This is a genomic window from Psychrobacillus sp. INOP01 (assembly GCF_018140925.1).
In the GTDB taxonomy this organism is placed as follows: domain Bacteria; phylum Bacillota; class Bacilli; order Bacillales_A; family Planococcaceae; genus Psychrobacillus.
In genome coordinates this window covers 4,240,023-4,252,436 of sequence record NZ_CP073315.1, presented here as the reverse complement: position 1 = coordinate 4,252,436, position 12,414 = coordinate 4,240,023, and the positions used below count along the sequence as shown (strand labels likewise).

Sequence of the window (12,414 nt, the reverse complement as noted above, 5' to 3'; positions counted from 1 at the left end):
CACCTTCTAAATTTCTGATTTTATCCCAAAACCTTTTTCTTCGGCTGTCTGTAGTGCAATTTTTGCTGTATAGAGATCTAAAAGTGCCATTCCTGTAGCATCAAATACAGTTACTTGTTCATCGTTGGACCTTCCCTTAATTTTCCTCAATATTAAATCACCAATCTCCCCAGTGATATTACTCTCCGTAATTATGCCTTGCTTAAGAGGTAGTTCAATTTCACCAACTTGTACACAATGTTCCATATCATCTACATAAATGCTAGCTTTTGACATGATTTCAGATTCTATTTCTTGTTTACCTACCATATCCGCCCCTATGCATGAAATATGCGTTCCTTTTTGTACCCAGTTATTTTTTATTAACGGTACTCTTGAAGACGTCACAGTGATGATGATGTCACTGTTTTTTACAGCACTTTCTAAACATTCAACTTCTTCAAATATTATTGTTTCTGTATCGATTCCAAATTCTTGTTGTAGTCGTTGTGAAATACTGCTAATAAAACTTTCTAGTTTAATTTTATTTCTTGCTGATATCATTACTTTTTTTAGATTTGGCAATGCTGTCAGTGTAGCTGCAATTTGAAAAATTGCCTGGTTTCCGGCTCCAAGAACTAATAGATTCTTAGAATTTTTTCTAGCTAAGTATTTAGCTCCTATAGCACCAGACGCTCCAGTTCGTATTCCTGTAATGAACGCAGCATCCGTTATCCCTAAAGGTTTCCCTGTTTCAGCATCAAATACGACAATCAAACCTATTAAAGTTGGTATGCCCTTTTCTTCATTCTCACCAAACCATGTTACTGTCTTATGTCCAAACAGCTTTTCACTCTTTAAATAACCTGATTTAATGTCCATATCTGCCTTACCCGGTTCAAAATCATAAAAAATGGTTGGCCATGTTTCAGTTTTACTCTCACTTTTAGATTTGTAAACTGTCTCAACTAAATCAATCACTTGGTTAACTTTTAATACTTGTTTAACGATATCATTACTCAAAACTCTAAATTCAAACATTGACTTTACCTCCTTATACTTGTCTAAATAACAATGGTTATAAAAAACAAAAAGCATTGAATCTCACCCCGCCTATAAATAGGCCCTAATGGGAATGAGACTCAATGCTTTATTAAATGTTTTTACCCGGGGATAAAAACAGCACCATGTTATTTTATTTACATTAATAATAACATAAAAAAGTCCAATGTAAATATTTATTCTTATTGAACTAACCTGCTGCGTTAGTTGAACAAGAAAAAGAACAATTAGATGCTATTTCCTCGAACAGTATTTTAAAAAACTATCCAAATTCTTTTAATTAGAATGCATAATATATTATTGCCACAGTTAGAGTTCTTCTCGACAAATAAGCCCTGATACAGGGTTTAACAGCCCCTACAAATTTTTATTTACAAGTTGAAAACAAAGGAGTATTATTACTCTCAGTTTCATATTTCTACATCGCTTAATCCATTTGGAACGGGGGACCCATGTAATCGTGGCTACTCTTGCCGCTTGGGGTGAATCCTACGTTTGTAGGTAGGGCTACTCTTTTAGCCCGAACCCGACAGCTAACCTCGTAAGCGTTATAAGAGAGGAATTTGAACTAGTGAGAATGCAATTAAGTCCACTAGGCTATTTCCCGATGCCTTGTGGACTTTTTTTGTCTTTTTTTATAGTTCAGCATCACATTAAGAGTTATCTTTTCGATAACTCAGAGAAGAAAGAAGTGGAATACATGTTATCGGCAGTAAAAAGGTTTTTAATAGGTCGTCCTTTAAAGTCATCGGAACTTTGCGAACAAAAGCTTAACAAAACGAAAGCTTTGGCAATCCTTTCTTCAGATGCCTTATCGTCGGTTGCCTATGGTCCAGAACAGATTCTACTTGTGTTGGTTTCAGTGAGCACAATCGCATTTTGGTATTCAATTCCGATTGCAGTAGGTGTCCTTGTTCTATTAATGGCCCTTATTTTATCGTATAGACAAATCATTTTTGCTTATCCTCGAGGTGGCGGTGCCTATATTGTGGCGAAAGAAAACCTTGGAGAGAATGCGGGATTAATCGCAGGCGGTTCTTTGTTGGTGGATTATATTTTGACTGTTGCTGTGAGTGTCTCTGCCGGAACTGATGCCATTACATCTGCGATTCCAAGCTTACACGGTCATAATGTGATCATTGCAAGTATTCTGGTCATATTCGTTACCATTTTAAATTTGAGAGGCATTACCGAGTCTGCTTCGATTCTCGCTTACCCAGTCTATTTGTTTGTGGTAGCTTTGTTTATCCTAATCGGTGTAGGACTTTTCCATATTATCACTGGAAGTGTTTCATCTGAGTTACACGCACCACTCGGAACTCCTGTAGCGGGTATCACTTTATTTTTATTACTTAGAGCTTTTGCTTCTGGTAGTTCAGCTCTAACTGGTGTTGAAGCTATCTCTAATTCAATACCAAACTTCAAAAATCCTGCAGCTAAAAATGCAGCTAAAACCTTAATGATGATGGGTTCATTACTCGCCTTGTTATTTGTGGGAATTGTCTTTTTAGCCTATTACTATGGAATTACACCTAAAGGTGAAGAAACTGTTATTTCACAAATGGCTTCTGAGATTTTCGGAAGAAACTATATGTACTATTTTATACAGGGAACGACTGCCATGATTCTTGTGCTCGCAGCAAATACTGGATATTCCGCATTCCCACTTTTAGCGTTCAGTCTTTCCAATGACAAATATATTCCTAGTATGTTTAAGATGAGAGGCGACAGATTAGGTTATTCTAATGGGATTATTACGCTTGGGATTACTTCCATTCTTCTCATTATTGTATTCCAAGGGCAAACGGAACAACTTATCCCACTTTATGCTGTCGGGGTATTTATACCTTTTACGTTATCACAAACCGGAATGTTGGTTAAATGGATGAGAGAAAAACCGAAGGGCTGGGTCATCAAATTAATAACTAATTTTGTTGGGGCATTCATCAGTCTTGCAGTAATGATGATATTCTTTATCACAAAATTTGGACAGGTCTGGGCGGTTCTAGTCTTTTTACCATTACTTATTTTACTTTTTCATAAAATAAAAAAACACTATGTTTCTGTAGGCCAACAATTAAATGTATCTACTTGTGAACCTCCTTTAACAATTAAAGGGAACGTTATTATTGTTCCAGTAGCGGGTATCACGCATGTTGTAGAGAATTCATTAAACTATGCCAAATCACTTAATCCCGCCAAAATCATTGCCGTATATGTGGCTTTTGAACGGAAAGATGAACGTATATTTGAAGAAAAGTGGAATAAATGGCAGCCTAATATTCGGTTGGTAACATTACATTCCCAATATAGAAGTATTACTCAACCTTTAGCAAAATTTATCAGTACCGTGGAGTATAAAGCCAATGAATCAGACTATCGTGTGTCTGTCTTGATTCCTCAGTTTATTCCCAAAAAAGGATGGCATAATATCCTTCATAACCAGTCTAGTTTACTAATCAGAGCAATCTTGCTTTACCGTAGAGATGTCGTGGTAATTACAGTACCTTATCATTTTAAGAAGTGATTAAATAAGTTGTTTATAATCTATCTCTGGGAGTGTTCATATGCAGGTAATTAAGAAGAAAAGAAAATCAGTTTCACCCCCTGTAGTTATTGCGGGAAGTTTCTTGTTATTAATTATTTTTGGGACACTTTGTTTAAAACTCCCGTTCGCAACTACCACACCCATGGTTATGTTTGTTGGACGTATTGGTCCTTTAACTTTATTTTTCTTGTTAATGAAACCTAAAAAAGTTCACCATCGCTATCCATACGATCAAGTATTTACAGGATAAGTAGAGAGAGGAGTGGAAGAAATGACAAAAAAGGATAAGCAGTTCGCTGTTATTGGCTTGGGCAGATTTGGAGGTAGTATTTGCCGAGAATTGCATACGCTCGGTCATGATGTGCTTGCCATTGACCATGATATCGAAAGGGTGGAGGAATTTGTTCCGTACTCCACCCACGCAATACAAGGGAACGCTACGGAGGAAGTGTTCTTAAAATCAATCGGTATCCGAAATTTCGACCATGTTATTGTCGCGATTGGAGAGGATATACAAGCTAGTGTCCTCACGACGCTCAATCTAAAGGAATTTGGCGTCAAAACAGTTTGGGCAAAAGCCCAGAATGTGTACCATCAAAAGTTGTTAGATAAAATCGGTGCCGATCGTGTCATACATCCAGAAGTGGATATGGGGATTCGAATCGCCCAATCCATGTCATCGGACCATTTACTTGATTATATTAATTTATTTGAGGAATATAGTGTCGTAGAAATTCGTGTCAATCAGCATATGCATAATCGGACTTTACTAGATTTGAATATTCGTGCAAAATTCAATGTCACCATTTTGGTCATTAAAAGAGAAAATGAGATTAATGTATCTCCTCTACCAAGTGATGTCATCTACTCAGGTGATATATTAGTAGCAATGGGTCTAAATTCAAACTTAAAACGATTGGAAGATAAGTTGTTGTAATTATTTCTTTATTAGGAAGTCAATGATAAGTACCAAAATAACCGAAAAAAGATGGAAATATTACGCTGAACTTGAGTTCAGCGTTTCTATTGTTTAATAATTGAAATCTGGTATACCCTCCTTCAACTAAATTTATTAAAAATAGTTTGAAAAAAACTTTACAAACCTTATTTCACGACAAACAAAAAGAAGCCATTTTAAAAGGATAAATCAAAATGACTTCTTAAATGTTATTAGTTATTTCGTTTTTATAAAAAAGTAAGTTCAATTTTTTAATGTGCCTTCTTCAACTAAAGCACCCGTTAGTTTAAGTACATTCCTTCACAAACTGTTTTATTCACTCTTGCTTACTGAGTTATTAAAAATGCTTAGCATGAGTGTTAAACCTGCAACAATTTCAATCAAATTTGAGCTTAAAACTTTTAGTAACCAAATACCACCTATTGAAAAAGAAATTGGGAAAGTTGCTGATAATGGCATAATTAACGATAAGAGAAAACAAGGAATGAATACGCAAATTAGTAAAGGTAGATTTATTGTAATTGACCATTTTTTTATAAAAATAAGTGATAGATAGATACCCCATATAAAGAGAACAATAAAACTAGTCCAATAAATCATAAAATCATATCGAAATGTGAGCTATTTTTAATTTGATTTTTAATATCAAAACTGATGTTTATTAATAAAAATAATCCAATAACCCAAATTAATTTCCATATATAAGTTGACCACTTTTTCATGAAAAACACCCCCTTGGTGTTTTAATTTTATAATTGTTAATACGTTCCAAAATAATCCTCCTAAATAAATTAGACTTCTTCAACTAAACTGTTGCTTTAGTTGAAGAAAGAAAAAGGCTTTACTCCTAAAAAGGTTTCACTCCTTCTTGAAGTAAAGCACCCGTTAGTTGAATAAAAAAAATCAGAACTGGTATTTCTGTCTCTGGGTCTGGGAAGTAATCCTTCGCTAGATTACTGCGTAGTAGTTTCTTGAAAACGCTTTACCTGTGTGTCACAATCAATAAGGGATACATAAGCAGAATTTCCCATTTGTCGTATACATCTACCTTTGCCACAGCGTGGAAGAAAAGTTCAAACTCATTAAATGAAATTACACAATTACAATCAAGGAGGATATAACATGAGGACTATGAAACTTGGAAAAAGTACTTTAGAGGTGCCGGTTGTTTCAGTCGGCTGTATGCGCATTAATTCTCTGAAAAAGGCCGAGGCTGAGCACTTTGTCCAATCAGCGCTTGAATTAGGTGCAAATTTCTTCGACCATGCTGATATTTATGGGAGTGGAACATGCGAGGAAATATTTGCTGAAGCCATCCATATGAACGATGATATTCGTGAAAAGATTATTTTACAATCTAAGTGCGGTATTCGAGAAGGAATGTTCGACTTTTCAAAAGAACATATTATAGAATCAGTTGACGGAAGCTTAAAGAGATTGAATACAGATTACCTAGATATTCTGCTGCTACACCGTCCTGATACTTTGGTAGAACCAGAAGAAGTGGCGGAGGCTTTCGATATTCTTGAAAGTTCAGGAAAAGTTCGTCACTTTGGTGTTTCCAATCAGAATCCAATGCAGATCGAATTACTTAAGAAGTCGGTGAAGCAAACAATCGTTGCTAATCAACTTCAATTAAGTATTACCAATGCAAACATGATCTCTAATGGATTTAATGTGAACATGGAAAATGATTCTGCTGTGAACAGAGATGGTAACATACTTGATTATTGCAGACTGAACGATATTACCATTCAGCCATGGTCCCCTTTCCAATACGGGCTCTTTGAGGGAGTATTCCTAGGTAATGACAAGTTTCCTGAATTGAATCAAAAGATTGATGAAGTCGCGAACAAATATGAAGTAAGCAACACAACCATCGCTATCGCGTGGCTATTGCGTCATCCAGCAAACATGCAACCGGTTATCGGTACGATGAATGAAGGCCGTTTTAAGGATTGCTGTAAGGCAAGTGATATCCTTCTTACTCGTGAGGAGTGGTATGGCATCTATCGTGCTGCAGGAAATGTACTGCCTTAATTGCTTTTTTCTATAATTTATTCAAATGTAAATAAAGAATCCAAAACAGGTCCTATAAAACCAAGCACCCTAAAGTCATTGTTGGCAAAGGGTGCTTGGTTTTTCAATCGACATGTTGGTCTTGTTTAACTAAGCACCCGTTAGTTGCATAAGAAAAATACCTATAGTCATACCGGACAAGTTCACACTCATAAACTTACTCTGTAGATATTAACAGAGAGAGGTCTTCCATCTTATGCCTGAAAAGATAAAATTACAAAAATTCGTGGATGAACTGCCTATTCCAAACATGTTATCTCCTAAGAAGAGAAGTTATAATATTTCATATTACGAAGTGACAATGGAGGAGTTTTCTCAGAAGCTACACAGGGACCTCGGACCAACACGTTTATGGGGTTATGAAGGAACATTTCCAGGTCCTACGTTCGAAGTGATGAATAATGAAACAGTGTTTGTTAAATGGATTAATAATCTGCCCAATAAGCACTTTCTTCCCATCGATACAACCATTCATGGTTCCGAAATAACTCTTCCAGAGGGTAGAAGCGTTGTACATTTACACGGAGGAAGGACACCTTCCCATAGTGATGGTTACCCCGAAGCATGGTTCACGAGAAATTTTGAACAAACGGGACCTTTGTTTGAAAGAAAAATATATACTTATCCGAACATTGAACGAGCAACTACACTATGGTATCACGACCACACGATGGGAATTACCAGATTAAACGTTTATGCGGGACTCGCGGGCTTCTATCTCATTCGCGACTTTCATGAACAATCACTTAATCTTCCGAAAGGAAAATATGAAATTCCTCTTTTAATTGTGGACCGCTCGTTCAACCCAGACGGTTCACTTTACTACCCCAGCAAACCAGATCAAAACGACATAGGTCTTCCTCATCCTTCTCTTGCCCCACCTTTTGATGCATATACGATTCTTGTAAACGGGAAGGTTTATCCATTTTTAGACGTTGAACCAAGAAAATACCGATTTCGAATTTTAAATGCATCCAATAGTCGAATCCTTACATTAAAAATGGACTCTAATCAGTCTTTGTATCAAATTGGCACGGATGGGGGCTTTCTTGAGACAAGAGTATTACTAAATGAATTTATACTTATGAGTGCCGAGCGTATAGATGTGATAATTGATTTTTCTCAAAACTACGGACAGACCATAATTCTCAAAAATGTCACTAAGAGTGCATCCCCCGAAACAACAGATGTCATGCAATTCAGAGTAACTGTTCCGTTAAAAAGTACAGATACCAGCTCTCTTCCTTTCTATTTAGGGCCGATAAAACGACTTCCAAGAAGTATGGCAAAGAGAACAAGAGATTTAACACTCGTCAGAACCAAGGATCAATATGGTCGTTCCTTGAATTTATTGGACGGTAAAATGTGAATAGACAGAGTTTCCGAAAGAATTGAAGTAGACACCGTTGAAATTTGGCGAATTATTAATATAATCGATGATGATCCTCATCCTATCCATATCCATTTGGTTGACTTTCAAATTCTTGAACGACAACAACAAGTTCAAATAAAATCATCAAAAATCAATAATACTAAATAAAATTGCTAGAAATAATGACGTTTTCACCTTACTTTGTTTAGCTATGAAAAATTGCGAGATACAAAGAACAATTCCTATTACAATCAACAGATTATCCACAATCTTCACCTCACTTATTCGATTTAATTAAAATCGACTTTTATTACGGTTTAACACGAAACTATAACTTCCTTGTTCACCTCTTCTGCTGCTTATAAGAAAAAAGGCTTTACTCCTTCTTGAAGTAAAGCACCCGTCAGTTTAAGTACAAACCTTCACAATATCTATAAAGTAATAATACACTTGTTGAGTTTGTTACTCTTTTTCCTTTTTTGACAGTATATATAGCCATACAAATATTACTGCAATGATTGAAGTGATAATAGAATATCTAAAAATATGAAAGAAAAACTCTGAATAAGGCGTTACAACATATGAAGTCATCCCCTCAAAATCAGTTGTGCTTTCTTCTCTTTTCATAAAGACTACTTATAAGAAGAAAGATAAAACCAATGAATATATCCCTGTTTTTACTAAGATTTTTTCCATTTAAAATCCCCCTAAAATGTAACGTTCTTAGCTCAATAGAGGAAGCTGAACAAAAACATTTGAGTTATTATTTATTTTACCATATTCATCCTAATGTACCTTATTCAACTAAACTGCGGCTTTAGTTTAAATAAGAAAAAAGGCTTTACTCCTTCTTGAAGTAAAGCACCCGTTAGTGAAAAATCTTAATTCTGGCTGACTATTCAGTGGCATTCTTTAAAATCTCAAAGAAGTCGCTATCATTTTCGATTGTATAGTATTCGTACGTATCAATGAACATTAGTAATTTTTTATCCGATTCAACCCACATTGCTTATCCAGTATTTAATGTAATATTGATTCGGTAATCATAATCAATTGCACCATTTGTTACTTTTTTAAATTTCGCATTTTTGTCATTGTATTAATATATGAACATTTTTATTTTAATAACTGCCTGTGTAGGGTAGCGAATTAGCTATCCGTAAGAACTAGAAATAGTCTAGACTATAAATCATGAGTAACTCCATATTGTTATCGAATAAAGGGGGGTTCTTCTATGGCTAAGCCTTTCTTCTAATGAGTGCTTCAGATAAAATATAATACGCCAATGGCTATTCCTAAAAGCCCGACACCTAAATAAATAAGTGATTCAATATTCCTGTCTTTACTTTCTTTTCGTCTACGCTCTTCTTTCAATATGGGATACTCTTTTTCGAAATTTTTCATTATTTTTCCTCCTTTGTCTTTTATCCCTAATACGATTGTATCTAAAATAAGTTCCGATTAAGCTGATTATTCTGTACCTTATTATAATTGAAAATAGCTGCTACAGTATGCTTTTAATAAAAGGCTTTATTAAAGATAAAGGTTAATTTAAAATGCACATATAAAATGAGCTGGGATATTTTCTCCAAGCTCATTTTATTTTGATGTCCTTTTTTACTAAAGCACCCGTTAGTGAAATAAGAAAGATTGAGTTGTAAATGAATTACAATAGAAACATCCAAGTTATACTAAACATGATATAGGTAGCTGAAATAGTCATCCAAAATGTATTTTTAGAGGTACTAGCATTACTATCACTACTAACTTTTTTGATTAATGCTACTAAATTTAAGCAAAATACTATTGCTAAAATTGGATTTAAAAAAAGTCCTGCTTGAATTAAAAATTCCATATTGTCACCCCTCATTTGTAAAAGAAAATACTCAAGAACTACACTAATATTGACTAATTCGTCATTCTTCTAATAATACCCTCTAATTGAACTAAACTGCTACGTTAGTTCAATTAGAAAAAAGGCGTTACTCCTTCTTGAAGTAAAGCACCCGTTAGTTGAATATTGCACTTTAATTCTCCTCAGAATATTCTTGTGTGTAATACTCGACACCTTCTGGGTCCTGGATAATTCTTAATCCTATCTTTTCAAACTCTAACTTAATATTTTCTTCAAGAGTTATATAGTATTTAGAACCAACTGTCTTAATCGTAGCGTCTTTATAAATTTTATTAAATTGTTGGTTAAGTGGAATATTTTCTTTTTCAAGAACCTTATCAATATTGCTTTTTTTGTCACTCTGTCCCCTAAGAACATGGCTATCAATCATTATTCCCTCATCTAATAAAACAATGATTTGACCAGCTTTATTTTTAAACCCTGAGTTTTCAAAATCTGAGACATATGCTTTTAATTCATCATTCTTGGAACTATCAGTACAAGCAACTAAAAGTAAAGCTGAGAAAAACAATAACATTATCTTTATCTTTTTCATCACGATTCCTCCCTTTAAAGTATATACGGATTAAAAAACGGAAAGGTTTCAAAAAATTGGGAATTATATGAAATCTGTTCTCGAACTAAGAATTATGAAATACCGCTTATTCAACTAACCTGCCGCGTTAGTTTAAGTACATTTCTTCACAATCTTTTTAGTGATATTAACATGAATATCCAATAAAAAAATTATCTCACCTCTTAGAAATCTATAGAGGATAGGATTTTAAATCAAACTTTATTATAAATGAACAACATTTAAGCAAAAGACCAGGGCTCACTGCATTAATGAGTACCTGGTTTTAATTTACGAAAAAATCTTCAAATAATGGTCACTTATAGCGAAACAATAATATTTTATTGTTTTACGATAAAAAAACATTGACTAAGGGTGTATCATCCGTTATTCTAACATTAGAAAGTTGAGAAGGCGGTGAATCATTGAAACAGAAGGAATTAGCAATAGGTTAAAGTGTATAAGTGTTTTAGCAATGACAGAAGGCGTTTTATATGTTATCGCATTACATTCTGTATTTATTAGTGGCAAATACAACACTAATCTATTAATGATTCTTTTGCTATTCTATTTTTTGCAATTGTTATTTCTGTATTTACTTCTTTACTTTCATATTGCGTAAAGCAAGTGATATAAAGCAGGATAACGAATTAACGATTTGAGGTGTAACATGGTTATCATAGTTAATCTTGATGTAATGCTGGCAAAGAGGAAAATGAGTGTTACTGAATTATCGGAAAAACTGGGTATCACAATGGCAAACGTCTCAATTTTAAAAAATGTAAAAGCAAAAGCTGTCAAATTTTCAACATTAGAAAAAATATGTGAAGTATTAGACTGTCAGCCAGGTGATATCTTGGAATATAAAAAATGATTAAACTAACTTTTATGGAGGAAAAATGATATGAAGAAAAAATATTTTATCGCATCAACACCAATTTTTTTAGGAGTAATCTGCTTTATTGCAAAGGCTATCATTGGAAGTAATGTAGCACCAGATGGTACCTTAGAAGAGCCCTTCTTCTTAATCCCAATTGGATTCTTATTGTTCTTCTTAGGGATTGTTTCTTTAATTGGAATGGCGCTAATTTCAATGATGAAAAAAACTCAAGTTTCGAATTAATAGTGTTTATTAGTTCTTGAATATGAGAGGCTACCAACCGTTACATTAAATTCATCTAAAAAAAGACCAGGTAATCACAAAAATTTGTGAGCCTGGTCATTTTTTATTGCCAAAATAAGAGCGTTAGTTCTTAAATAAAAAAGAACCCACGTTCTTGTTCGGTTAGCGAGAAAACTGTACAAAGTGTGATGGCGATTGTTGTCATTATTAAATAATTGACGACCTCTAATCTACCCCCTATTATTTAAACTCCCAATAAATGAGGCATGTCCATTAAAATCATTACTATACCAATTGCAAACAAACCGATTCCCTTTTTTTACCATACATCTCCCTCTACACTTATGATTAAAAATTCGACTTCATTTTGGCTATTCCCTTTTTTTACTAACCTGCGGCGTTAGTTTAAGTGCAAGATTTCACAATCTTAATAAGGACTGTGAATTTAAGAAAGAGCCATGGATTTCTCAGCAGCCCCTCATTTTCTTATCTACTGCATCTTATACGGCCGTGTGGGCAGGATATGGTCTATGTTTGTCCCTGTCTTTGTCTTTTCCTCTCTATTTTAACTATGTGCGACCCTTTTTCATACAGTTCTTCTAATAGGATTCGTCTCGTTTTAGCAGTACCTTCAATTAGTTTAATTTCTGTTTGCATGGCATCGAATAAAATGCCTTCTATATTTAGATTTATATAATAATAAAAACCTACCAACCAACGGCAATTCATCATACCTTCATTAAAATTGAACTTTTCTGTTCAAACTTCCAGAACCATTTTAGTTATGTTGAATTTAATAGATTAAAGCTGCTACTTTTTCATTGC

The 12,414-nt window shown here is 34.3% G+C and carries 14 protein-coding genes and 1 riboswitch; of the genes, 9 read left to right on the top strand and 5 right to left on the bottom strand.

Annotation, left to right across the window (positions count from 1 at the left end; genetic code table 11):
* Nucleotides 1-6: 6 nt before the first annotated feature.
* On the bottom strand, nt 7-1,020 hold the full coding sequence (locus KD050_RS20870) for an ornithine cyclodeaminase family protein (protein WP_211894196.1): 1,014 nt from the start codon (nt 1,018-1,020) through the stop codon (nt 7-9).
* 435 nt (nt 1,021-1,455) lie between these two features.
* Nucleotides 1,456-1,605, top strand: a riboswitch (cyclic di-AMP (ydaO/yuaA leader).
* A gap of 136 nt (nt 1,606-1,741) precedes the next feature.
* Here KD050_RS20870 and KD050_RS20865 point away from each other — a divergent pair.
* The 4 genes from KD050_RS20865 to KD050_RS20850 all read left to right on the top strand — a co-directional run bounded on the left by KD050_RS20865 (nt 1,742) and on the right by KD050_RS20850 (nt 5,103).
* On the top strand, nt 1,742-3,568 hold the full coding sequence (locus KD050_RS20865; protein ID WP_211896389.1) for an APC family permease: 1,827 nt from the start codon (nt 1,742-1,744) through the stop codon (nt 3,566-3,568).
* A gap of 40 nt (nt 3,569-3,608) precedes the next feature.
* On the top strand, nt 3,609-3,839 hold the full coding sequence (locus KD050_RS20860; RefSeq protein ID WP_211894195.1) for a hypothetical protein: 231 nt from the start codon (nt 3,609-3,611) through the stop codon (nt 3,837-3,839).
* Nucleotides 3,840-3,860: 21 nt separating this feature from the next.
* On the top strand, nt 3,861-4,526 hold the full coding sequence (locus KD050_RS20855; RefSeq protein WP_211894194.1) for a potassium channel family protein: 666 nt from the start codon (nt 3,861-3,863) through the stop codon (nt 4,524-4,526).
* Nucleotides 4,527-4,890: 364 nt separating this feature from the next.
* Nucleotides 4,891-5,103 (top strand): hypothetical protein, encoded by a 213-nt coding sequence (locus KD050_RS20850; protein ID WP_211894193.1) that lies wholly within the window; start codon nt 4,891-4,893, stop codon nt 5,101-5,103.
* Between the two features lie 40 nt (nt 5,104-5,143).
* On the opposite strand, the gene KD050_RS21435 is transcribed toward KD050_RS20850, so the two are convergent.
* Nucleotides 5,144-5,269: a hypothetical protein gene (locus KD050_RS21435; RefSeq protein ID WP_255553348.1), complete on the bottom strand. Its 126-nt coding sequence runs from the start codon at nt 5,267-5,269 to the stop codon at nt 5,144-5,146.
* A 400-nt stretch (nt 5,270-5,669) separates the two neighbouring features.
* Between KD050_RS21435 and KD050_RS20845 the strand changes: the two genes are divergently transcribed.
* The 3 genes from KD050_RS20845 to KD050_RS21590 all read left to right on the top strand — a co-directional run bounded on the left by KD050_RS20845 (nt 5,670) and on the right by KD050_RS21590 (nt 8,166).
* Nucleotides 5,670-6,587, top strand: coding sequence for an aldo/keto reductase (locus KD050_RS20845; RefSeq protein ID WP_211894192.1), 918 nt, complete (start codon nt 5,670-5,672; stop codon nt 6,585-6,587).
* Between the two features lie 235 nt (nt 6,588-6,822).
* The gene (locus KD050_RS20840) at nt 6,823-7,995 is read left to right on the top strand and encodes a multicopper oxidase family protein (RefSeq protein WP_235753871.1); all 1,173 of its coding nucleotides are present in this window, start codon (nt 6,823-6,825) and stop codon (nt 7,993-7,995) included.
* Nucleotides 7,996-8,166 (top strand): multicopper oxidase domain-containing protein, encoded by a 171-nt coding sequence (locus tag KD050_RS21590; RefSeq protein WP_370627245.1) that lies wholly within the window; start codon nt 7,996-7,998, stop codon nt 8,164-8,166.
* 1,095 nt (nt 8,167-9,261) lie between these two features.
* On the opposite strand, the gene KD050_RS20835 is transcribed toward KD050_RS21590, so the two are convergent.
* The 3 genes from KD050_RS20835 to KD050_RS20825 all read right to left on the bottom strand — a co-directional run bounded on the left by KD050_RS20835 (nt 9,262) and on the right by KD050_RS20825 (nt 10,448).
* The gene (locus tag KD050_RS20835; RefSeq protein ID WP_211894191.1) at nt 9,262-9,402 is read right to left on the bottom strand and encodes a hypothetical protein; all 141 of its coding nucleotides are present in this window, start codon (nt 9,400-9,402) and stop codon (nt 9,262-9,264) included.
* Between the two features lie 262 nt (nt 9,403-9,664).
* The gene (locus tag KD050_RS20830; RefSeq protein WP_211894190.1) at nt 9,665-9,853 is read right to left on the bottom strand and encodes a hypothetical protein; all 189 of its coding nucleotides are present in this window, start codon (nt 9,851-9,853) and stop codon (nt 9,665-9,667) included.
* A gap of 172 nt (nt 9,854-10,025) precedes the next feature.
* Entirely contained in the window at nt 10,026-10,448 is a 423-nt protein-coding gene (locus KD050_RS20825) for a hypothetical protein (protein WP_211894189.1), read from the bottom strand.
* A gap of 688 nt (nt 10,449-11,136) precedes the next feature.
* Between KD050_RS20825 and KD050_RS20820 the strand changes: the two genes are divergently transcribed.
* Nucleotides 11,137-11,340 carry a helix-turn-helix domain-containing protein gene (locus KD050_RS20820; protein WP_211894188.1) on the top strand — a complete coding sequence of 68 codons (204 nt, stop codon included), beginning with the start codon at nt 11,137-11,139 and terminating at the stop codon, nt 11,338-11,340.
* 30 nt (nt 11,341-11,370) lie between these two features.
* Nucleotides 11,371-11,589: a DUF3955 domain-containing protein gene (locus KD050_RS20815; protein ID WP_211894187.1), complete on the top strand. Its 219-nt coding sequence runs from the start codon at nt 11,371-11,373 to the stop codon at nt 11,587-11,589.
* The last annotated feature ends 825 nt before the right edge of the window (nt 11,590-12,414 follow it).